Here is a 22370-nt window from a genome sequence, read left to right on the forward strand (position 1 = left end):
AGGATAGAAAGATGAAAGTTACTGTATTTGGTATCGGCTATGTAGGACTCGTGCAGGCAGCAGTGCTTGCGGAAGTCGGGCACGATGTAATGTGCATAGATGTCGATGCAAAGAAAGTCGAAAATCTGAAAAACGGCGTGATCCCTATTTTTGAGCCGGGCTTAACGCCGCTGGTGAAAAAAAACTATGAAGAAGGGCGTTTACATTTCAGCACTGATGCTGAAATGGGCGTTCAACATGGTGAAATGCAATTTATCGCCGTGGGTACACCGCCTGATGAAGACGGTTCTGCCGACCTGAAATACGTTACCGCCGTCGCGCGAACCATCGCCCAGTACATGACTTCCCATAAAGTTGTGCTCGATAAATCTACGGTTCCGGTTGGAACCGCAGATAAAGTCCGCGCTGTAATGGAAGAAACCCTGAAAGCGCGTGGCGTGGATGTTTCCTTTGATGTGGTCTCTAACCCGGAGTTCCTCAAAGAAGGTGCCGCGGTTTCCGACTGTATGCGTCCTGAGCGTATCGTTATCGGTACCGATAACGAAGACATCGTTGATCTACTGCGTGAGTTGTACGAGCCATTCAACCGTAACCACGACCGCATGATCCTGATGGATATCCGTAGCGCGGAGCTGACCAAGTACGCAGCCAACTGTATGTTGGCGACCAAAATCAGCTTTATGAACGAGATTTCGAACCTGGCAGAACGTCTGGGTGCGGATATCGAAAAAGTGCGTATGGGTATCGGCTCAGATTCGCGTATTGGCTACAGCTTTATTTATCCAGGCTGTGGTTATGGCGGTTCCTGTTTCCCTAAAGATGTTCAGGCTCTGATTCGCACTGCCCAGCAGATTGGCTATACGCCGCGTATTCTGCAGGCGGTTGAAGAGGTGAACCAGGACCAGAAGTTAAAACTCCCTGAGTTTATTTATCGTCACTTTGGTGAAAATCTGGAAGGCAAAACCTTCGCGCTGTGGGGGCTTTCTTTCAAACCTAATACTGACGATATGCGTGAAGCCTCAAGCCGCGTCCTGATGGAAGCGCTGTGGGAACGTGGTGCTCAGGTGCAGGCGTATGACCCGGAAGCAATGGATGAAACCCAGCGCATTTATGGACATCGCTCAGATCTGAAACTGATGGGAACGAAAGAAGCTGCATTGCAGGGAGCGGATGCTCTGGTTATTTGTACTGAATGGCAGAGTTTCAAAGCACCTGATTTCGATGCAATTAAGAAGTCCCTGAAACAACCTATTATCTTCGATGGCCGTAACTTGTATGATCCTGAAAGGCTCAGTAAGCGCGGTTTTGTTTATTATGCAATCGGTCGCGGAGCGTCCCTCAATATTGCGTAATAAGTAGGGTTGTAGGAAATATCCGGTTACCGGCGCAGCAAATCTTATTGGCGATCGAGTCCTGAGGATTTGTTGGCGTCCGGTTTCCCGGATACAGATATCGCTTCCCCGCAAGACTATTATTACTCGAGCTTATAGCTAATCCTGTTTTATCCCATCTCCTCCCATTCTTACTTCTACTGGCAGAAATTTGACCCTGCCCAGCGTAATGCTATGGCTGATTTATTGACCGCAGACAAATTGATCCGTGATTCATCTCACAGTGCAGGCTGGCGTTTGTTATTCGTTCGAAACCCCTCGGACTTATGCGGAGCCAAACCTGACGACCAGTTTAATGCTCAGCGATGGAACTGTTAATTCCATTTCTTTATATGTGGTAATCCATAAAATCGACGATTCACTGGCACATACATACTAGAATTTATATTGATAGCCAGAACGGCGTACAGTGGCAGGGAGAGAGGCTCAGGGCAATTCAGGATGATATCAGAGGAGCTGAAATGAAAAGGCCACCTGGTTTCTTTTTATGTTCTTGTTGAAAGCGTACAAAACAAAAATCCCGCCGAAGCGGGATTTAATAAGCAGCACTAAAAGCAAAAATTAGGCAATCAGGAAGTCTTCCAGTTTTTTGCCTTGTTCTTCCATTGCTTTTTTGATTACTGCTGGAGTACGGCCCTGGCCAGTCCAGGTTTTGCTTTCGCCGTTTTCGTCGATGTACTGATATTTAGCTGGGCGCGCAGCGCGTTTTGCTTTGCCTGCAGATTTAACAGCAGCCATGCTATTCAGTAATTCGTTAGGATCAATGCCATCAGCAATCAGCATTTCACGGTATTGTTGCAGTTTACGAGTGCGTTCTTCAATTTCTGCTGCAGCAGCATTATCTTCTTCGCGACGTTCGTTAACAACAACTTCTAATTTTTCCAGCATTTCTTCCAGCGTTTCCAGAGTACATTCTCTAGCTTGTGCACGAAGAGTACGGATGTTGTTCAGAATTTTAAGTGCTTCGCTCATTTTAGTAATCTCAATCTTATATTGATGGTTGGCTTGTTGGGCTAATAATAGAGGCTTAAATTAACTTCTGCAATAGGGGGTAATGTAAGGAATCTAAAATTCCATAATATTTTGTCGATTTATAAAAGCGTATTAACTTAAATTTTGGCTTACATGCGCGGTAAACAAAACGTGGATAACTCAATTTTTCTTCAACAACCCTGATAGAGTCAAGGGTTGTTGGTGCAGTAAATTGAGCCATAAGAGCGTTAATGGCGAAATATCAACCTTTGGTATTATTGTCCTTTCCAGGGGATATTCTTAATAGAACATTATTATTAGTGATTCATCACACTTTAAGAAATAGTGAGGAAAACACTGAAAACTCCGTAAGTTAAGTGCTGCATGATGGCTTTTAAACAACAGGCATGCCGAACCAATGCGCTCTGAGATTTATATATCGGCCAAATAATGCAGGAATTTTCCATGCCACCATCAGGTAGCGGCAACTCTGTAACGGCTTATGATATAATCCGTGTTAATAATATTTACATTTTAACTCAGGCTAGCTGACCAATGGCGCAACTCTACTTTTACTATTCCGCAATGAATGCGGGGAAATCCACTGCATTACTGCAATCTTCATACAACTATCAAGAGCGCGGAATGCGCACGCTGGTGTATACCGCAGAAATTGACAATCGATTTGGTTCTGGAAAGGTGAGTTCGCGTATTGGATTGTCGTCGCCTGCAAAGCTCTACAATGCTTCAACTCAATTGTTCAATGAAATACGCGATGAGCATCAACGTAATGCCGTGAATTGTGTCCTGGTGGACGAATGCCAGTTCCTGACGCGAGATCAAGTATTAGCTTTATCAGATGTCGTAGATGACCTTGATATTCCCGTGCTGTGTTATGGATTACGCACTGACTTCCAGGGTGAACTATTTGGCGGGAGCCAATATTTATTGGCATGGTCAGATAAGCTGGTGGAATTAAAAACCATTTGTTTCTGCGGCCGCAAGGCGAGCATGGTATTGCGACTTGATCACGAAGGCCGCCCGTATAACCAGGGCGAGCAGGTGGTTATCGGTGGTAATGAACGCTATGTATCGGTATGCCGCAAGCATTACAAAGAAGCGCTGCAAAAAGGCTCCCTACAAGGCATTCAGGGCGTTTAAAAAACTGAATGAAGGGGAAGGGAAGGCTTTCCCCTTGAAGGCTGTATAACGCTTTACAGTGTGATTTTGAAAAATTCAGATATAAAAAAACCCGCCGAAGCGGGTTTTTTATTAGCGATAACAATTAAGCGGTTTTCTTCGCTTTCTTGTCAGCTTTAGCGGCAGGAGCTGCTGTTTTAGCCTGTGCTGCTTCATTGCCTTCTTCGGAGAATTCACGACCGTAGAAGGTATCCATCAGAATTTGTTTCAGCTCAGAGATCAGTGGGTAACGTGGGTTAGCACCGGTACACTGGTCATCGAACGCATCTTCAGACAGTTTGTCAACGTGAGCCAGGAAGTCAGCTTCCTGAACGCCAGCTTCGCGGATGGACTTAGGAATACCCAGTTCAGCCTTGATGCTGTCAAGCCATGCCAGCAGTTTCTCAATCTTAGCAGCAGTACGGTCGCCCGGTGCGCTCAGACCCAGATGGTCTGCGATTTCAGCATAACGACGACGCGCTTGTGGGCGGTCATACTGGCTGAATGCAGTCTGCTTAGTTGGGTTGTCGTTCGCGTTATAACGGATAACGTTAGAGATCAACAGGGCGTTCGCCAGACCGTGAGGAATGTGGAACTGAGAACCCAGTTTGTGAGCCATTGAGTGACACACACCCAGGAAGGCGTTCGCAAACGCGATACCCGCGATGGTCGCAGCGTTGTGTACACGCTCACGAGCAACTGGGTTTTTAGAGCCTTCGTTGTAAGATGCTGGCAGGTTTTCTTTCAGCAGTTTCAGCGCTTGCAGAGCCTGACCGTCAGAGAACTCGCTCGCCAGAACAGAAACATAAGCTTCCAGTGCGTGAGTTACGGCATCAAGACCACCGAATGCACACAGGGACTTAGGCATGTCCATTACCAGGTTGGCATCAACAATCGCCATGTCTGGAGTCAGAGCGTAGTCAGCCAGTGGGTATTTCTGGCCAGTTGCATCATCAGTTACAACTGCAAACGGAGTCACTTCTGAACCTGTACCGGAAGTGGTAGTAACCGCGATCATTTTCGCTTTTACGCCCATTTTCGGGAACTTGTAGATACGCTTACGGATGTCCATGAAGCGCAGTGCCAGTTCTTCGAAGTGAGTTTCTGGGTGCTCGTACATAACCCACATGATTTTCGCAGCATCCATTGGAGAACCGCCGCCCAGCGCGATGATCACGTCTGGTTTGAAGGAGTTCGCCAGTTCTGCACCTTTACGTACCACGGTCAGAGTTGGATCAGCTTCTACTTCGAAGAAGACTTCAGTTTCAACGCCAGCTGCTTTCAGAACAGAAGTGATCTGGTCCGCATAGCCATTGTTGAACAGGAAACGGTCGGTAACGATCATCGCACGTTTGTGACCATCAGTAATCACTTCGTCCAGCGCGATTGGCAGAGAGCCACGGCGGAAGTAGATAGATTTCGGAAGTTTATGCCACAACATGTTCTCAGCTCGCTTAGCAACGGTTTTCTTGTTGATCAGGTGCTTAGGACCCACGTTCTCAGAGATGGAGTTACCACCCCATGAACCACAACCCAGAGTCAGGGAAGGCGCGAGTTTAAAGTTGTACAGGTCACCGATACCACCCTGTGAAGCAGGGGTGTTGATCAGGATACGTGCAGTTTTCATTTTGTCGCCGAAGTGCTTAACGCGCTCTGGCTGGTTGTCCTGGTCTGTGTACAGGCAAGAGGTGTGGCCGATGCCGCCCATCTCAACCAGTTTCTCAGCTTTAACAACTGCATCTTCGAAGCTCTTAGCACGGTACATAGCCAGAGTTGGGGACAGTTTTTCGTGAGCAAATGGTTCAGATTCGTCAACAACGCTAACTTCACCAATCAGAATCTTGGTGTCAGCCGGTACTGTGAAGCCTGCCAGTTCAGCAATTTTAGTTGCTGGCTGACCAACGATAGCTGCGTTCAGCGCGCCGTTTTTCAGGATGATGTCCTGAACAGCTTTCAGCTCTTTGCCCTGCAGCATGTAGCCGCCGTGGGATGCAAAACGTTCGCGCACTGCGTTATAAGCAGAGTCAACAACGATAACTGATTGCTCGGAAGCACAGATTACGCCGTTATCGAAGGTTTTAGACATCAGGATAGAAGCAACAACACGTTTGATGTCGGCAGTTTCGTCAACAACAACTGGAGTGTTACCTGCGCCTACGCCGATTGCTGGTTTACCGGAGCTGTATGCAGCCTTAACCATGCCTGGACCACCAGTAGCCAGAATCATGTTGATATCTGGGTGGTGCATCAGAGCGTTAGACAGTTCGACAGATGGCTGGTCAATCCAACCAATCAGATCTTTAGGAGCACCCGCCGCGATTGCAGCTTGCAGAACGATGTCTGCGGCTTTATTGGTCGCGTCTTTTGCACGTGGGTGTGGAGAGAAGATGATCGCGTTACGCGTCTTCAGGCTGATCAGAGACTTAAAGATAGCCGTTGAAGTTGGGTTAGTCGTCGGAACGATACCGCAGATGATACCGATTGGCTCAGCGATGGTGATAGTACCGAAGGTCTGGTCTTCACTCAGAACACCACAGGTCTTTTCATCTTTATAGGCGTTGTAGATATACTCTGAAGCAAAGTGGTTTTTGATCACTTTATCTTCAATGATACCCATGCCAGATTCGGCAACGGCCAGTTTCGCGAGAGGGATTCGAGCATCTGCGGCAGCCAGAGCGGCGGCGCGGAAGATTTTATCAACTTGCTCTTGAGTAAAGTTGGCATATTCACGCTGGGCTTTCTTGACGCGCTCTACAAGTGCGTTAAGTTCAGCGACATTAGTTACAGCCATAATGCTCTCCTGATAATGTTTAAACTCTTTTAGTAAATGAGCTGCTCGAGACGACAGTATAGTCAGCGGGCAACAGCTTGCGTAAAACCACGAGCCACGACTATCCAAAAACTTCCCAAAACGACCTGCTGATTTACTAAAAGAGCCTTATCGAAAAAACCTATTCATGGTCTGAATTATACGCTCTTCAGATGTATCCAAGAGTACTCACTTCTGAGTAGGTTTTTTGTGATGTAAATCACATTATCCTAAGGCTGACTCCATTCAGCACGCCAGAATCAGGTTACTGATAAATCTTTAAAATTTTAGTCACAGCTAAGACAAAACAAACTACCATATTTTCAACAAGCGAGTAACATTATTGATTAATATCGCATTTGCTTCTAAAAGTAGTTATCTATGCTACGAAAGGGCGTAGCGCCAGCAACTGTTTTCCATTACATTACGCCGGCCTTTGCTACGTTCATTTGCGGAGTTTTTAGTGGCTCAATCCTTGTTTGATTTGCCTACCTATTTTAAGTTCTTTATTGGCTTGTTCGCGCTGGTAAACCCGGTGGGGATTATTCCCGTCTTTATTAGCATGACCAGCTACCAAACCGCTGTAGCGAGGAATAAAACCAACCTTACTGCAAATCTGTCAGTAGCTATCATCTTATGGACGTCATTGTTCCTCGGTGACGGCATTCTTCAGTTATTCGGCATATCAATAGATTCTTTCCGTATTGCCGGCGGGATTCTGGTCGTGACTATTGCGATGTCGATGATTAGCGGTAAGCTCGGGGAAGATAAACAGAACAAACAAGAGAAGTCAGAAAGTGCTATTCGCGAAAGCGTAGGTGTTGTTCCCCTGGCACTACCACTAATGGCCGGCCCTGGTGCAATCAGTTCTACCATTGTCTGGGGGACTCGCTACCATAGCTGGAATTATTTAATCGGTTTTACGATTGCTATTGCACTATTTGCTTTCTGTTGTTGGCTGGTTTTCCGCCTTGCGCCATGGTTAGTACGTCTGCTGGGGCAAACGGGCATTAACGTCATCACCCGTATTATGGGGTTGTTGTTGATGGCGTTGGGGATTGAATTTATTGTCACCGGTCTGAAAACTATCTTCCCCGGATTGCTAAGTTAGTTCTGCTGAATCTGATATATGAAAAAGCAGAATAACCATTCTGCTTTTTTCTTGTTAACTTCCCACCAAAACTCATCTGTTAAGAACAATCCCGCATCGTTTATTTTAAAAAATCAATCATAAGAAAATGCTTTGGAAACGGGGCATTAGCCGCCTTGATTTTCTTCCGTTGTACATAAAATTCACAATCGCATCGTTATTTTACTCACACTACACAATGATACTTGCTGCCGCTTTATTGAGATGATATTAGTTAATCAAGCTCTCTTGTAGATGAATGTGCTAAAAAACAACCAATTGTTAAGTTATTGTGAATTGCTTAATGGTGCCAAAAACCTGAAAAGCATCTGCATGCGGTCACGCTACTATCTCTTTTATTTTTAATCAGTTAACCAGAGAAAATGCGCCGATATGACACGTCTGCAAATGTGATGCTGACTAGATAAAAGAGAAATGCTTAACAAATTTGCAAATTGTATTGGCGGGCATCAGGCGCTTTTGATACTTTCCGGGCAACACAATTATCTGAAAAATGTTTCATTTACAGATGACTCATCAATATCAACCTGAGAACAGGGTAGGTTGATTAAGAATCGACGGAGCAGGGTGCCAATAAGAGCATCCCCCAAATAAAGTCGGTGATAGCAAGTAACACAGAAGAACAACCTGGCAGTTGCATAACGCTCTTGCACTGTTAAGGAACCCCCAGAGGGGAAGAGGCTGGCTTTCGGGTCGGTAATTATAATGAGTGGAGTATCAACACAATGTCCATCATCACAAAAAAAAGTCTGGTAGCAGCAAGCATTTTATCCGCGCTAATCGTAGGCAATGTGGCCATGGCGGCCGAAGTTCCTGCAGGTGTTCAACTGTCAGAAAAGCAAACGTTGATTCGAAACAACGGTGCTGAACCACAGTCTCTGGACCCAAATAAAATTGAAGGTGTTCCTGAGTCAAACGTGAGCCGTGACCTGTTTGAAGGTTTATTAATTACTTCTCCAAAAGACGGCCACCCAATTCCGGGTGTAGCAGAGTCCTGGGATAATAAAGATTTTAAAGTCTGGACCTTCCATCTGCGTAAAGATGCGAAATGGTCTAACGGCGAGCCTGTTACAGCGCAAGATTTCGTCTATAGCTGGCAGCGTCTGGTTGATCCAAACACCGCTTCGCCATACGCAAGCTACCCGCAATACGGCCATATCGTAAACGTTGATGCCATCATCGACGGCAAAATGAAACCAAGTGAACTGGGCGTAAAAGCCATTGACGACCACACTCTGGAAGTCACTCTGAGCGAGCCTGTTCCTTACTTCTACAAACTTCTGGTCAACCCGGCGATGTCCCCGGTGAATAAAACTGCCATTGAGAAGTTTGGTGAGAAGTGGACCCAACCTGCAAACATCGTAAGCAACGGCGCTTACAAACTGAAAGACTGGGTTGTTAACGAACGCATCGTAATGGAGCGTAATACTAATTATTGGGATAACGCGAAAACTGTTATTTCACAAATTACTTATCTGCCAATCTCTTCCGAAGTGACGGATGTGAACCGCTATCGCAGCGGTGAGATTGACATGACCTATAACAACCTGCCAATCGAACTGTTCCAGAAGCTGAAAAAAGAAATTCCAGCTGAAGTTCATGTTGACCCGTATCTGTGTACTTACTACTACGAAATCAACAACCAGAAAGCTCCGTTCAATGATGCGCGCGTGCGTACCGCTCTGAAACTGGGCCTGGATCGCGACATCATCGTTAATAAAGTGAAAGCGCAGGGCGACTTGCCAGCTTATGGCTACACGCCTCCTTACGCTGACGGTGCAAAACTGACTAAACCTGAGTGGTTCTCCTGGACTCAGGAAAAACGCAACGAAGAAGCGAAGAAATTGCTGGCTGAAGCGGGCTACACTAAAGATAAACCGCTGACCTTCGATCTGCTGTACAACACCTCAGATCTGCACAAGAAACTGGCCATCGCTGCCGCTTCTATCTGGCAGAAAAACCTCGGTGTGAACGTTAAGCTGGTAAACCAGGAGTGGAAAACCTTCCTTGATACTCGTCACCAGGGCAACTACAACGTTGCGCGTGCTGGCTGGTGTGCGGATTACAACGAACCGACTTCCTTCCTGAACACGATGCTTTCAACAAGCTCAATGAACACCGCGCATTATAAGAGTCCAGCGTTTGACGCCATCATGGCGGAATCGCTGAAAGCAACTGATGATGCACAACGTGCTGCTGCATACGATAAAGCGGAACAGCAATTGGGCAAAGATTCTGCCATCGTTCCGGTTTATTACTACGTGAACGCCCGTCTGGTGAAACCATGGGTTGGCGGTTATACCGGCAAAGACCCGATGGATAATATCTACACCAAAGATATGTATATCATTAAACATTAATGGCAATTCGTGGGGCAAATTTGTGGGTTAGCAAATTTGCCCCATCGTGTCTTATTTTATCGCACTCTAAAGGCACAGCCAGAAGGTACGGGCAATGTTGAAATTTATTCTGCGTCGTTGTCTGGAAGCAATTCCGACACTCTTTATTCTTATAACAATTTCATTCTTCATGATGCGCCTTGCGCCGGGTAGTCCATTCACCAGCGAACGCGCACTGCCGCCAGAAGTGATGGCGAACATTGAAGCCAAATACCATTTAAACGATCCGATCTCCACCCAGTATTTCAGCTACCTGAAACAACTGGCGCACGGTGATTTTGGCCCGTCATTTAAATATAAAGATTATTCAGTGAACGACCTGGTGGCTTCGAGCTTCCCTGTCTCTGCCAAATTAGGCGCAGCTGCATTTATTTTTGCAGTGGTCTTAGGTGTATTAGCAGGGGTGATTGCCGCACTGAATCAAAATACCAAATGGGATTATGCCGTAATGGGGGTGGCCATGACCGGGGTTGTTATCCCGAGCTTCGTGGTTGCGCCATTACTGGTTCTGATATTTGCGATAACCCTGAAGTGGTTGCCCGGAGGCGGGTGGAACGGAGGGGCCATTCAATACATGATCCTGCCAATGGTCGCGCTGTCTTTGGCTTACATCGCCAGTATCGCGCGTATCACTCGTGGCTCGATGATTGAAGTTCTGCACTCCAACTTTATCCGTACCGCACGTGCAAAAGGGTTGCCAATGCGCCGCATTATTTTGCGTCACGCTTTGAAACCTGCACTGTTACCGGTTCTGTCTTATTTAGGCCCGGCTTTCGTCGGTATCATTACGGGTTCAATGGTTATTGAAACCATTTACGGATTACCAGGTATCGGCCAGTTGTTCGTTAATGGCGCGCTGAACCGCGATTACTCTTTGGTGCTGAGTCTGACCATTCTGGTCGGCGCACTGACGATTCTCTTTAACGCGATTGTTGATGTGCTGTACGCCGTTATCGATCCGAAAATCCGTTACTGATACTGGAGTACGCCATGATGTTGAGTAATAAAAACAGCGAGGCGCTGGAAAACTTCAGTGAAAAACTAGAAGTAGAAGGCCGTAGCCTTTGGCAAGATGCTCGCCGCCGCTTTATGCATAACCGTGCAGCGGTTGCGAGTCTGATTGTCCTGGCATTTATCGCGCTGTTCGTCACTTTTGCGCCGATGCTGTCGCAGTTTAGTTATTTTGATACCGACTGGGGAATGATGTCGGCCGCACCGGATATGACCTCAGGTCACTATTTTGGTACTGACTCCTCAGGACGTGACCTGCTGGTGCGTGTCGCCATCGGCGGACGTATCTCGCTGATGGTAGGCGTTGCAGCAGCGTTGGTCGCGGTCGTCGTCGGGACGTTATACGGTTCTATGGCGGGTTATCTGGGCGGCAAAATCGACTCGGTAATGATGCGTCTGCTGGAAATCCTGAACTCCTTCCCGTTCATGTTCTTCGTGATTTTGCTGGTGACTTTCTTTGGGCAAAACATCCTGCTTATCTTCGTGGCAATCGGGATGGTTTCCTGGCTGGATATGGCGCGTATTGTACGCGGTCAGACCCTTAGCCTGAAACGTAAAGAGTTCATAGAAGCCGCTCAGGTCGGTGGGGTTTCTACCGCCAATATTGTGGTTCGTCACATCGTGCCAAACGTACTGGGTGTGGTCGTCGTTTACGCCTCGCTGCTGGTGCCAAGCATGATTCTCTTCGAATCCTTCCTGAGCTTTCTGGGTTTGGGTACGCAAGAGCCGTTAAGTAGCTGGGGTGCATTGCTGAGCGATGGTGCTAACTCCATGGAAGTTTCCCCATGGTTGCTGATGTTCCCGGCAGGCTTCCTGGTTATCACTCTGTTCTGTTTCAACTTTATCGGCGATGGCCTGCGTGATGCCCTCGACCCGAAAGATCGTTAAGGAGTGCCGCGATGAGCACAATTGAAAATCCTGCGGTGGTTACTCCACTGAACGCGACTTCTGCGTTGTTAGACGTAAAAGATTTGCGTGTCACCTTCGGTACGCCAGACGGTGACGTTACTGCGGTAAACGATCTGAATTTCAGCCTGAAAGCCGGTGAAACACTGGGTATTGTCGGCGAGTCCGGCTCCGGTAAATCGCAAACTGCTTTCGCTTTAATGGGCTTGCTGGCGGCAAATGGCCGTATCGGCGGGTCAGCTAAATTCAATGGACGCGAAATCCTCAACCTGCCGGAAAGCCAGCTTAACCGCTTGCGTGCAGAACAGATTTCGATGATCTTCCAGGACCCAATGACCTCACTGAATCCTTACATGCGAGTAGGCGAGCAGTTGATGGAAGTGCTGATGTTGCACAAAAAATTGGGTAAAGCAGAAGCGTTTGAAGAATCGGTTCGCATGTTAGACGCGGTTAAAATGCCTGAAGCACGTAAACGCATGCGTATGTTCCCGCATGAGTTTTCCGGCGGTATGCGCCAGCGTGTAATGATTGCTATGGCGTTGCTGTGTCGTCCGAAGCTGCTGATTGCTGATGAGCCAACAACCGCACTGGACGTCACCGTTCAGGCGCAAATCATGACGCTGTTAAACGAGCTGAAACGCGAATTTAACACGGCGATTATCATGATCACTCACGATCTCGGCGTGGTTGCCGGGATCTGCGACAAAGTGCTGGTGATGTATGCCGGTCGTACCATGGAATACGGTCAGGCGCGAGATGTGTTCTACAACCCAGTGCACCCGTATTCTATCGGCCTGCTGAATGCGGTTCCGCGTCTGGACGCCGAAGGTGAATCACTGCTGACTATTCCTGGTAATCCGCCAAACCTGCTGCGTTTACCGAAAGGCTGCCCGTTCCAGCCACGTTGCCCACACGCAATGGAAATTTGTAATACAGCGCCACCACTTGAGCGTTTTGGTGAAGGTCGCTTGCGCGCCTGCTTTAAGCCAGTGGAGGAATTAGTATGAACGCAGTGACTGAAGAGAAAAAAGTTCTCTTAGAAATCGCCGATCTCAAAGTGCATTTTGATATCAAAGATGGCAAACAGTGGTTCTGGCAACCGTCCAAAACTCTGAAAGCCGTTGATGGTGTGACGCTGCGTTTGTACGAAGGCGAAACGCTGGGCGTGGTAGGGGAATCCGGTTGCGGAAAATCGACTTTTGCCCGTGCCATTATCGGCCTGGTAAAAGCCACCGAAGGCCGCGTTGCCTGGTTGGGCAAAGATTTGCTGGGGATGAATCCTGACGAGTGGCGTGAAGTGCGCAGCGATATCCAGATGATTTTCCAGGACCCGCTGGCTTCGCTTAACCCGCGTATGAATATCGGCGATATTATCGCGGAGCCGCTGCGCACTTATCACCCGAAAATGCCACGCCAGGAAGTTCGTGACCGCGTAAAAGCGATGATGATGAAAGTGGGCTTGCTGCCAAACCTCATCAACCGTTACCCGCACGAATTCTCAGGTGGTCAGTGCCAGCGTATCGGGATTGCCCGCGCATTGATCCTTGAGCCAAAACTGATTATCTGCGACGAACCGGTATCGGCACTGGACGTATCCATTCAGGCTCAGGTCGTTAACCTGCTGCAAAAACTGCAACGTGAAATGGGGCTTTCCCTGATCTTCATCGCGCACGACCTGGCAGTGGTAAAACATATTTCTGACCGTGTTCTGGTGATGTATCTGGGCCATGCGGTCGAATTGGGTACTTACGACGAGGTTTATCACAATCCGCTGCATCCTTACACCAAAGCATTGATGTCAGCGGTGCCGATTCCTGACCCGGACCTGGAAAGAAATAAAACGATACAACTTCTTGAAGGGGAGTTGCCATCGCCTATCAACCCGCCGTCAGGCTGCGTATTCCGTACACGTTGCCCGATTGCAGGACCAGAATGTGCGAAAACTCGCCCGGTACTGGAGGGCAGCTTCAAGCATGCCGTTTCCTGTCTCAAGGTAGACCCGCTATAATCTCGCAGGGCTGGCATGATGCCAGCCCTTTTAGTTTGTGAGGTTACTGTGCTGATTACGACCGCCCGTAAGCGGATGTACCATCTTCTCTTCGATCAAAGAACTCATTCAGGTCGACGCTTTGAAGCGTTTTGTGGCTTATTCGCCTTACTCAGTGTGATTGCCGTATTTGTCGAATCAGGGCTTGGGACGCAATATCATCTGACTTACGACGAATGGAAGCTGTTTGTTTACCTGGAAATCGGTTTTACGCTGCTATTTACTCTGGAATATATTTTGCGGGTACTGTGTTGGCCCAATCCGCGCAAATATGTTTTTAGCTTCTGGGGTTTTATCGATCTGGCGACTATTTTGCCGTTATATGTTTTGTGGCTGTGGCCCGAAATTGGCGTCAATTACGTCTTCGCCTGGCGCGCAATGCGTGCCATACGCGTCTTCAGGATCCTCAAATTGCTGCGTTATATGCCGACGCTGCATTCTTTGTGGCAGGCAATTCTCAATGCCCGGCACCAGCTCATTCTGTTTTATGCCTTTATTTTGATTGTTATGGTGGTGGCAGGCGGCTTGATGTATGGCATTGAAGGGCCACCCAACGGTTTTACGACATTAAGCACATCGGTCTATTGGGCTGTGGTGACGGTAACAACGGTGGGGTATGGCGATATTACGCCGCATACCGGGCCTGGCCGAATGGTTGCGTCGATACTTATTTTGATTGGTTACTCGGTCATTGCTATCCCGACCGGGATTATCACCGCGCACATGACCAATGAATTTCAAAAGCAGCGTAATGCGCGCCTGTGCCCAAATTGCCATAAAGGCAATCACGACGAAGAGGCGCGATTCTGCAAATCCTGCGGGAGTGCGTTACCTAAGCTGTAGTTCCGATGTAAATGGCGGATGGCGCTAACGCGTATCCGCCCTACAAAAGCTTACTCGCGCCACAGAATATGGCAAAGTTTGTGGTCTTTTTCACGGCACAACAGCACGCGAGCAAAGATATCATTGAGTTCGCCACCGTCGGTATCGGCAAGGCCAATCACCACTTCGGCAAAGAAGTCCGGGTTCAGGTCAAAATCAACGTGTTCCTGCCAGTCTTCGGCTGGGTCAAAAAGTTCGGCACCGCCGCGCTCTTCAAATTGCAGGTTAAACAGAATCACATCTGCCGGATCGAGATTATCTACCGCCAGTTCGAGAAAAATATCGTAAGCCTGCTCGAGCGTTTCATCTTCTGTCAGGCGGTTGTTCAGATCCATTTCCATCTCTTTTTCCACTTATCGAGTGCTAATGCGCCACGTTTTACAGCAACGGGCTAAAGAAGTAAAACAGTCGCTCTACCACGCGCTGCCACATTGGTCGTTTCACCCACAAACGCAGGTCTACCAGCCGTGAGCGGGAGATATAGTCGTCTTGTACCGCGGCAAGGTCACTGGCAAAACCGGCGTCGTCGATAACCAACGTAATCTCGAAATTAAGCCACAGACTACGCATATCCAGGTTCACGGTACCCACCAGACTCAATTGCCCATCGACCAACACGCTCTTGGTATGCAGTAATCCACCTTCGAACTGATAAATCTTCACGCCGGCTTCCAGCAATTCGGTAAAGAAGGCGCGACTCGCCCAGCCCACCAGTAACGAATCATTCTTGCGCGGAATGATAATGCTCACGTCGACACCCCGTTGTGCAGCGGTACAAATCGCATGGAGCAAATCGTCGCTCGGTACAAAGTACGGCGTGGTCATAATCAAATATTCACGCGCCGCATAGACCGAAGTCAGTAACGCCTGGTGAATCAAATCTTCAGGGAAACCAGGACCTGAAGCTATGGTGTGAATTGTGTGTCCGGTTGCTTCCTCAAACGGCATGATATTCGCGTCAGGGGCGGGCGGTAATATGCGTTTTCCGGTTTCGATTTCCCAGTCGCAGGAATAGACAATGCCCATTGCGGTGGCGACCGGGCCTTCCATGCGCGCCATTAAATCCACCCATTGCCCAACGCCTGCATCTTGCTTAAAGAAGCGCGGATCGACGAGATTCATGCTGCCGGTGTAAGCAATATAGTTATCGATCATCACCATTTTGCGGTGCTGGCGTAAGTCCATGCGGCGTAGGAACACACGCATCAGATTAACTTTGAGCGCTTCAACCACTTCCACGCCCGCGTTACGCATCATGTTCGCCCAGGGGCTGCGGAAGAATGCGACGCTGCCCGCAGAGTCGAGCATTAACCGGCAATGGATGCCGCGACGCGCCGCTGCCATCAGGGATTCCGCCACCTGATCGGCTAAACCGCCAGGCTGCCAGATGTAAAACACCATCTCGATGTTATGGCGCGCCAACTGGATATCACGAATCAGCGCATGCATTGTCTCATCAGAAGTGGTGAGCAACTGGAGCTGATTGCCTTTGACGCCTCCAATCCCCTGGCGGCGTTCGCATAGCTGGAATAATGAGGCGGCGACTTCGCTGTTTTCTTCAGCAAAGATATGTTTGCAGCTTTTTAGATCGTTAAGCCATTTGGCGGTCGACGGCCACATCGCGCGTGCGCGTTCTGCGCGACGTTTACCCAGATGAAGCTCACCAAACGAGAGATAGGCGATTATCCCGACCAGCGGCAGAATATAGATAATCAGAAGCCATGCCATGGCAGAAGGAACTGCGCGACGCTTCATTAAAATGCGTAGCGTCACGCCGGCGATTAAAAGCCAGTAACCTAAAATTATCAGCCAACTAACGACTGTATAGAAGGTTGTCATAGTTCAAAAATCCTTTAGAAACCGTATGCTTTTGAGTTTACGCACAACCGCCAGTTGTTGACACTAAAACTAATCGTAAAACGACTGGCCTGGCGAGAAGAAGACATTATAATGGCGCGTGTTAAATGCAACCTGAGTCGTAAAAATGAGGCGTAGTAGAACTGAGGTCGGACGGTGGCGTATGCTTCGTCAGACACAACGGCGCAGATCGCGTTGGCTGGAAGGTCAGTCGCGCCGCAACATGCGCATTCACGCCATCAGAAAGTGCCAGACAAACCGCCAACGTAATTCCTTGCTGTTTGCCATTCACGATCAATGGGCGTCGTAAAGAAAAGGGCACCGCTTGCGGTGCCCCGAATCTTCAAATCGTTTTACGAGAAATGCATTGCCAGTAAGATAATCACCACCGTTACCGAACCTGCGGCGACGATCACTAATGGATGCTTTGCCAGCCAGGCATTCCAGCGAGCTTCCTGATTACCCACCGATTGCTTATGGCGTTCATACGACTCGTCAAAAAGATCCATCAAAATTTCCTGATAACTTCATTCACCGAACTGATAGTTGAATCAGAATACCTTTTTATATGGCTTGATAGCCACCTGCTTATAAACACCCGCAGCAATATAAGGGTCAGCTTCGGCCCAGGCTTGCGCATCTTCAAGTGATGCAAACTCAGCAATCACCGTTGAACCGGTAAAACCCGCAGCACCAGGATCGTTACTGTCGACCGCAGGCATTGGACCAGCCGTTAGCAGGCGACCTTCATCGCGTAACAATTGTAGACGTGCGAGGTGGGCAGGGCGCACTGCCGTACGCTTTTCGAGAGAGTCGGCATTATCTTCCGCATAAATGACATACAGCACGAGCAGCACTCCTTAATGATATGAGGGTTGTAAAGTACGGTAAGTGAATGACGTTAATACTGCAATTGAAAGATAAACAAGATGTTAAATCGGTGCGGTGAATGAGGGAAAATCCAGCGTCTGGCAGGAAAAAAAACGACTTTATACGATGCGTTGTTGAATATGATTGCTATTTGCATTTAAAATTAACGCCTGTTTAAGACACCTAAGCCATTATGACGTCAATGACCCTTGATTTACCTCGCCGCTTTCCGTGGCCGACCGCACTCTCTGTCGTGCTGCATGGCGCTGTAGTTGCGGGGTTGCTCTATACCTCGGTACATCATCAGGTTATTGAGTTGCCCGCACCGGCACAGCCGATCAGTGTCACGATGGTGGCACCTGCTGAGCTTGAGCCTCCACAGCCTGAGGTCGTGCAACCGCCGCCTGAGCCGGTAGCAGAACCTGAGCCAGAACCGATCCCTGAGCCACCGAAAGAAGCGCCGGTTGTCATTCATAAGCCAGAGCCGAAGCCTAAACCCAAGCCAAAACCGAAGCCGGTGAAAAAGGTTGAAGAGCCGAAACGCGACGTGAAACCTGTTGAACCGCGCCCGGCTGCTCAGACGAATACTGCACCTGCTCGCCCGGCACCGGTGGCAAAAGCGGCACCGGTTACTTCTACGGCACCTGTTGCAACAGGCCCTCGTGCACTGAGCCGAAATTCGCCGACCTATCCGCAGCGCGCTCGCGCCCTGCGCCTCGATGGCAACGTCCGTGTGCAATTTGATGTGGAACCTGATGGCAGCGTGACGAATATCAACGTGCTGGATGGGAAGAACGCAAACCTGTTCGCGCGTGAGGTGAAAATGGCCGTGAAAAAATGGCGCTACGAAAGTGGCAAACCTGCACGTGGCCTGACCGTTAACGTGATATTCAAACTTAACGGTAGCGCGACGATGGAGTAATCGCACTCCTGATGTCATAAAAAAACGGAACCTTCTGGTTCCGTTTTTTTATGCTTACGATATGCGCTTACATGAAGGTGTAACTCAGGTTCACCCCCACGCCATAATTACGCCCAGGTGCCGGTTCGTAATAGCGATTATTCCCTTCGTTAACGATAACGGAGCCGACGTATTCGCGGTCGAACAAGTTATCAACGCGCCCCCATATATCTAACATCCAGCTTTCCTGAATGCGCAATTTATAGCCGCTGTTGAGCGACGCGACGGTATAAGAAGGCGCTTTCGCGGTGTTTTCATCATTCGCCTGAATGTCACTCATATAACGTACATCGGCACCTGCGTAGAAACCTTCAGGCGGAGCGTACCCCACAGACGCGTAGCCCATATTCCGCGCGATACCTGGAATGCGATTACCCTCGCAGTTTTCAGCGCCACAGGCGTTGCTGCGATAAGTCGCGTCAAGATAAGTCCACGCCATTTTCACGCGCCAGTCATTGGCAAACTGGCTATCAGCAGAAAGTTCTAACCCCTGGCGACGCGTTTTCCCAGCGTTTTTGTATGTCGTGCGCCCACCGCTGCTCTGGTCCGCGACGATTTCATCATCGGTGTCGGTCTGGAAAAGTGCCGCGCTAAACAGGCCATTACCCACACGCGTTTTGCTGCCGATTTCAACCGTATCGCTGGTGGACGGTTTTAAACCGAAATTCAAACCAGACTGCCCATTATCACGATAGGAAAGCTCGTTGATGGTCGGTGTTTCAAAACCCCGGCCCGCAGAGGTATAAATATTCCACGCGTCGGTCACTGCATATTTCAGTGCCGCCGCGGGTAGCCATTTGTGGTAGCTCGCGTCACCACTGTCATCGCCATTTTTACCGACAATATATTGATCGTTCGAATCAAAATAGACCGAGCTAAACCGCACGCCCGCATCAAGACTCAGCTTATCGGTGAATTGCCAGGCCGTTTGCAAATAAGGATCGACATTCCACATCAGGTTGCGCTCATCACGCCGCAGATCGCCTTTCTCACCCAAAACCGTCGTGCCATTTTCGACGACAAAGTTTTGATAGCCTTTACGCTTTTCCGACATGGTCTCGTAATCAAGCCCGGTGGTAAATGTCACCGGAACAGCGAGCAGATTTCCACGATGCGTCCAGCGCGAATCAATCCCTTGATAATGCCGGGACAACTCTATCACGCCGCCTGGATGAGTAGGGTTCAACTGCGGAGCCACAGGAATTGACTGGTATTGCGTGGTTTCTCGCACACCGGCATACATCATCACGCTCAGATCGTCATTGGCACTTAACTGGCGGTCATAACGCAGCCCGGCTTGAGTCTGTTTAGTGCTCTTGCGTGTATTGTATTGTTCAGCACGAGGGGCTTGCGTCGGATTGTCATGCCATTCTTGCTCGGTTAAACCGCCCGGATCGTCGGCATCAATGTCTACGCTATTGAGCAGAAGCGTTAATTTACTCGCCTCGTTAAGCCGCACACCCAGTTTGGCATTGCCGAGATTTTTTTGTGCGCTGCTGTGGTCGCGATAACCATGAGTGGTAAAGCGTGATGCTGAGATAGCGTAGTCAACATCGCCCGCCTGGGTGCCGTCGCCGGTAGCGCCTGTCGCTTTAACGCTATTGCGCCAGCTTCCAAAACTCCCGTAATACGTGCTGGCTTCGAGCGTCGGCGGCTGTGTGCCGGTGGTTGTCGTGACATTAATGACGCCACCCGATGCGTTGCCGTAGAGCGCTGAGAATGGCCCACGCAGCACTTCAATGCTTTCTACGCTGTTAATGTCGATATTCGAGGTTTGCCCTTGCCCGTCAGGCATGGTGGCAGGAATACCGTCGACATACATCCTTATCCCGCGCACGCCGTAAGTGGAACGCGAGCCGAATCCACGAACCGAAAGCTGTAAATCCTGCGCGTAATTCTGGCGATTCTGAACTTGCAGACCCGGCACGCTGCCGAGGCTTTCTGAAAGATTCACGCGCGCAGCCGCCTGTCGCATATCGTCGCCATTGACCACACTCACCGCCGCGGGCGTATCCAGCTCGGAAATCGGGCCTGGCGTGGCGCTGACGACCATCGTGTCTTCGACCGCGAGCACGGGAAACGCAAAGGTGGAGAGGGCCGGAGCTAAGATCAGCGGTAGGGAAATCTTTCCATGGTGCACAATTTTCATCAGACATTTTCACTGGTGGGGACATTTACGTTCCGGACGAACCATCTGGAACATTCAGGTGGGTATGTTAATACTTGTGATGAATGTTTGAAAAGTGTTAACGGCACATAACGTTAATGCAAATTTTTAGCGTGAGGAAGAAAACGAGAGATTCAGATGGGATTTCAAATACTGAAAAAAGGGCAGAAGCTTATTTCTGCCCTTTATTTTAAACCTGACTAAACGTTTGGAATATCGTCTGGATGTGCATCAGGATTATGCGCCAGCTCGTGCACGCGTTTACGTGCACCAAACCAACCCAGCACCAGCAACGCCCCAATCAGTGGAATGGACGCAATGGTATAGGTTCCATTCGGATAATCGAACGCCATTAACACCAGTACGCTGAACAGGAACAACAGCGTCAACCACGAGGTGAACGGCGCGCCCGGCATTTTGAAACTGACATCCGCTGCTTTCCCTTCTTTAATCGCTTTGCGCAGACGCATCTGGCAAACCACGATAAACGCCCAGGAAGTGATAATTCCCAGCGAGGCCACGTTCAGGACAATCTCAAACACTTGCGAAGGCACAAGATAGTTCAGCACCACGCCAATCACATAAACGCCAAGCGTCACCAGAATCCCGGCATACGGCACTTGTTGCTTACTCATCTTTGACATGAATTTTGGTGCCGAGCCGCCCATCGACATGGAACGCAGAATACGCCCGGTGGAATAGAGGCCAGAGTTGAGGCTCGAAAGCGCCGCGCTCAGCACCACCATATTCATGATGTCACCGATATAAGGCACGCCAAGTTTTGAGAAAAATGTCACAAACGGGCTTTGCCCGGCTTGATAGGCATTCCACGGCAGCAACAACACCAGCAAAACCACGGAGCCGACGTAAAACAGGCCAATGCGCCAGATAACGCTGTTAATCGCTTTTGGCACCATGGTCTGCGGGTCTTTACACTCGCCAGCCGCCGTGCCGACCAGTTCAATCGAGGCAAAGGCAAACACCACGCCCTGCACCAGGACCAAAGCAGGCAACAGGCCGTGGGGGAAGAAACCGCCGTTATCGGTGATTAAATGGAAGCCGGTCGCGTTGCCATCAAGCATTTTGCCGCTGCCGAGGAAAACCGTCCCGACGACCAGGAACGCGACAATAGCGAGGACTTTGATTAGCGCGAACCAAAATTCCATTTCCGCGAACCACTTCACGCCGATCATGTTCATCGTGCCGACGATCCCCAGGGCGCAGAGCGCAAACACCCACTGCGGAATATCTCCGAATGCACCCCAGTAATGCATATACAGCGCGACGGCGGTGATATCGACGATGCCGGTCATCGCCCAGTTTACGAAGTACATCCAGCCTGCGACGTAAGAGGCTTTCTCACCGAGGAACTCACGGGCATAAGAAACGAAACTACCGCTGGAAGGGCGATGGAGCACCAGTTCGCCCAGGGCGCGCAGAATAAAGAAAGAAAAGATCCCGCAAACCAGATAAACCAGCGCCAACGCCGGGCCAGCCATCTGCAAACGAGCGCCTGCGCCTAAGAACAGGCCAGTACCAATCGCGCCGCCAATGGCTATCATCTGCACCTGACGGTTGCCCATCGCTTTGTGATAACCGGAATCGTGTGAGTTTAGCCAACGTCGTTTGGCTGCGTGTTTTTCTGCTTCTGTGGTCGATGTTGTGTTCATGTTTCCCTTTATCCTTGTCAAAAGAATCCCGGTTTGTAACCTGACATTTTTTAACTTCAGCCTTATAACGGCAGCGTCATGGCAAAACGGGCGCTAAAT

19 protein-coding genes are annotated in these 22370 nt (G+C 49.3%); 11 read left to right on the forward strand and 8 right to left on the reverse strand.

All coding sequences use genetic code 11. From position 1 onward, the window contains the following. Positions 1-11: 11 nt before the first annotated feature. Complete coding sequence (locus tag M2371_RS10505) at positions 12-1352, forward strand: UDP-glucose/GDP-mannose dehydrogenase family protein (RefSeq protein ID WP_115629015.1); 1341 nt, start codon at positions 12-14, stop codon at positions 1350-1352. 600 nt (positions 1353-1952) lie between these two features. Here M2371_RS10505 and hns read toward each other — a convergent pair. After that, positions 1953-2363: a histone-like nucleoid-structuring protein H-NS gene (hns, locus tag M2371_RS10510; protein WP_034494985.1), complete on the reverse strand. Its 411-nt coding sequence runs from the start codon at positions 2361-2363 to the stop codon at positions 1953-1955. A 555-nt stretch (positions 2364-2918) separates the two neighbouring features. Here hns and tdk point away from each other — a divergent pair. Continuing rightward, a complete protein-coding gene (tdk, locus tag M2371_RS10515; RefSeq protein ID WP_172894506.1) occupies positions 2919-3524 on the forward strand; it encodes a thymidine kinase in 606 nt (201 codons plus the stop codon). A gap of 124 nt (positions 3525-3648) precedes the next feature. Here tdk and adhE read toward each other — a convergent pair whose 3' ends face one another. Next, positions 3649-6333, reverse strand: coding sequence for a bifunctional acetaldehyde-CoA/alcohol dehydrogenase (gene adhE / locus M2371_RS10520; RefSeq protein WP_172894504.1), 2685 nt, complete (start codon positions 6331-6333; stop codon positions 3649-3651). A 481-nt stretch (positions 6334-6814) separates the two neighbouring features. On the opposite strand from adhE, the gene M2371_RS10525 reads away from it, so the two are divergent. From M2371_RS10525 to M2371_RS10555, 7 genes are all read left to right on the forward strand, one after another. Beyond that, positions 6815-7462 (forward strand): YchE family NAAT transporter, encoded by a 648-nt coding sequence (locus tag M2371_RS10525; protein WP_034494989.1) that lies wholly within the window; start codon positions 6815-6817, stop codon positions 7460-7462. 764 nt (positions 7463-8226) lie between these two features. Continuing rightward, on the forward strand, positions 8227-9861 hold the full coding sequence (oppA, locus tag M2371_RS10530) for an oligopeptide ABC transporter substrate-binding protein OppA (protein WP_034455837.1): 1635 nt from the start codon (positions 8227-8229) through the stop codon (positions 9859-9861). Positions 9862-9955: 94 nt separating this feature from the next. After that, a complete protein-coding gene (oppB, locus tag M2371_RS10535; protein WP_034455836.1) occupies positions 9956-10876 on the forward strand; it encodes an oligopeptide ABC transporter permease OppB in 921 nt (306 codons plus the stop codon). Positions 10877-10890: 14 nt separating this feature from the next. After that, a complete protein-coding gene (oppC, locus tag M2371_RS10540) occupies positions 10891-11799 on the forward strand; it encodes an oligopeptide ABC transporter permease OppC (RefSeq protein ID WP_034494990.1) in 909 nt (302 codons plus the stop codon). Between the two features lie 11 nt (positions 11800-11810). Further along, positions 11811-12824: an ABC transporter ATP-binding protein gene (locus tag M2371_RS10545; protein ID WP_034494992.1), complete on the forward strand. Its 1014-nt coding sequence runs from the start codon at positions 11811-11813 to the stop codon at positions 12822-12824. Beyond that, a complete protein-coding gene (gene oppF / locus M2371_RS10550; RefSeq protein ID WP_034494993.1) occupies positions 12821-13825 on the forward strand; it encodes a murein tripeptide/oligopeptide ABC transporter ATP-binding protein OppF in 1005 nt (334 codons plus the stop codon). Before M2371_RS10545 ends, oppF begins: the two co-directional genes overlap by 4 nt. Before the next feature lie 15 nt (positions 13826-13840). Next, positions 13841-14707, forward strand: coding sequence for an ion transporter (locus M2371_RS10555; protein ID WP_259267667.1), 867 nt, complete (start codon positions 13841-13843; stop codon positions 14705-14707). Between the two features lie 50 nt (positions 14708-14757). On the opposite strand, the gene M2371_RS10560 is transcribed toward M2371_RS10555, so the two are convergent. Beyond that, positions 14758-15087, reverse strand: a complete 330-nt coding sequence (locus tag M2371_RS10560; RefSeq protein WP_034494996.1) for an HI1450 family dsDNA-mimic protein — start codon at positions 15085-15087, stop codon at positions 14758-14760. A gap of 37 nt (positions 15088-15124) precedes the next feature. Next, on the reverse strand, positions 15125-16585 hold the full coding sequence (gene cls, locus M2371_RS10565; protein WP_259267668.1) for a cardiolipin synthase: 1461 nt from the start codon (positions 16583-16585) through the stop codon (positions 15125-15127). A gap of 145 nt (positions 16586-16730) precedes the next feature. Between cls and M2371_RS10570 the strand changes: the two genes are divergently transcribed. Then, positions 16731-16913, forward strand: coding sequence for a YciY family protein (locus tag M2371_RS10570; protein WP_072009405.1), 183 nt, complete (start codon positions 16731-16733; stop codon positions 16911-16913). 43 nt (positions 16914-16956) lie between these two features. Here the strand turns inward: M2371_RS10570 and M2371_RS10575 are convergent, their stop codons facing one another. Then, positions 16957-17112, reverse strand: a complete 156-nt coding sequence (locus M2371_RS10575; RefSeq protein ID WP_156104869.1) for a hypothetical protein — start codon at positions 17110-17112, stop codon at positions 16957-16959. A 42-nt stretch (positions 17113-17154) separates the two neighbouring features. Further along, positions 17155-17451, reverse strand: a complete 297-nt coding sequence (locus tag M2371_RS10580) for a YciI family protein (RefSeq protein ID WP_034494998.1) — start codon at positions 17449-17451, stop codon at positions 17155-17157. Between the two features lie 224 nt (positions 17452-17675). On the opposite strand from M2371_RS10580, the gene M2371_RS10585 reads away from it, so the two are divergent. Next, positions 17676-18395: an energy transducer TonB gene (locus tag M2371_RS10585; protein WP_404979389.1), complete on the forward strand. Its 720-nt coding sequence runs from the start codon at positions 17676-17678 to the stop codon at positions 18393-18395. A gap of 67 nt (positions 18396-18462) precedes the next feature. Here the strand turns inward: M2371_RS10585 and pqqU are convergent, their stop codons facing one another. Together pqqU and ansP are read right to left on the reverse strand one after the other, a co-directional pair. Then, positions 18463-20583, reverse strand: coding sequence for a TonB-dependent receptor PqqU (gene pqqU / locus M2371_RS10590; protein ID WP_259267669.1), 2121 nt, complete (start codon positions 20581-20583; stop codon positions 18463-18465). Between the two features lie 218 nt (positions 20584-20801). Then, complete coding sequence (ansP, locus tag M2371_RS10595; protein ID WP_259267670.1) at positions 20802-22271, reverse strand: L-asparagine permease; 1470 nt, start codon at positions 22269-22271, stop codon at positions 20802-20804. Positions 22272-22370 lie beyond the last annotated feature (99 nt).

It is taken from the genome of Buttiauxella sp. BIGb0471 (genome assembly GCF_024807715.1).
Classification (GTDB): Bacteria; Pseudomonadota; Gammaproteobacteria; order Enterobacterales; family Enterobacteriaceae; genus Buttiauxella; species Buttiauxella agrestis.

Bases quoted from the DNA above. Each gene is read 5' to 3' on its own strand.
- M2371_RS10505 (WP_115629015.1), top strand. From the start codon at position 12: ATGAAAGTTACTGTATTTGGTATCGGCTATGTAGGACTCGTGCAGGCA.
- hns (WP_034494985.1), bottom strand. From the start codon at position 2,363: ATGAGCGAAGCACTTAAAATTCTGAACAACATCCGTACTCTTCGTGCA.
- tdk (WP_172894506.1), top strand. From the start codon at position 2,919: ATGGCGCAACTCTACTTTTACTATTCCGCAATGAATGCGGGGAAATCC.
- adhE (WP_172894504.1), bottom strand. From the start codon at position 6,333: ATGGCTGTAACTAATGTCGCTGAACTTAACGCACTTGTAGAGCGCGTC.
- oppA (WP_034455837.1), top strand. From the start codon at position 8,227: ATGTCCATCATCACAAAAAAAAGTCTGGTAGCAGCAAGCATTTTATCC.
- oppB (WP_034455836.1), top strand. From the start codon at position 9,956: ATGTTGAAATTTATTCTGCGTCGTTGTCTGGAAGCAATTCCGACACTC.
- oppC (WP_034494990.1), top strand. From the start codon at position 10,891: ATGATGTTGAGTAATAAAAACAGCGAGGCGCTGGAAAACTTCAGTGAA.
- M2371_RS10545 (WP_034494992.1), top strand. From the start codon at position 11,811: ATGAGCACAATTGAAAATCCTGCGGTGGTTACTCCACTGAACGCGACT.
- oppF (WP_034494993.1), top strand. From the start codon at position 12,821: ATGAACGCAGTGACTGAAGAGAAAAAAGTTCTCTTAGAAATCGCCGAT.
- M2371_RS10555 (WP_259267667.1), top strand. From the start codon at position 13,841: ATGATGCCAGCCCTTTTAGTTTGTGAGGTTACTGTGCTGATTACGACC.
- M2371_RS10560 (WP_034494996.1), bottom strand. From the start codon at position 15,087: ATGGAAATGGATCTGAACAACCGCCTGACAGAAGATGAAACGCTCGAG.
- cls (WP_259267668.1), bottom strand. From the start codon at position 16,585: ATGACAACCTTCTATACAGTCGTTAGTTGGCTGATAATTTTAGGTTAC.
- M2371_RS10570 (WP_072009405.1), top strand. From the start codon at position 16,731: ATGAGGCGTAGTAGAACTGAGGTCGGACGGTGGCGTATGCTTCGTCAG.
- M2371_RS10575 (WP_156104869.1), bottom strand. From the start codon at position 17,112: ATGGATCTTTTTGACGAGTCGTATGAACGCCATAAGCAATCGGTGGGT.
- M2371_RS10585 (WP_404979389.1), top strand. From the start codon at position 17,676: ATGACCCTTGATTTACCTCGCCGCTTTCCGTGGCCGACCGCACTCTCT.
- pqqU (WP_259267669.1), bottom strand. From the start codon at position 20,583: ATGAAAATTGTGCACCATGGAAAGATTTCCCTACCGCTGATCTTAGCT.
- ansP (WP_259267670.1), bottom strand. From the start codon at position 22,271: ATGAACACAACATCGACCACAGAAGCAGAAAAACACGCAGCCAAACGA.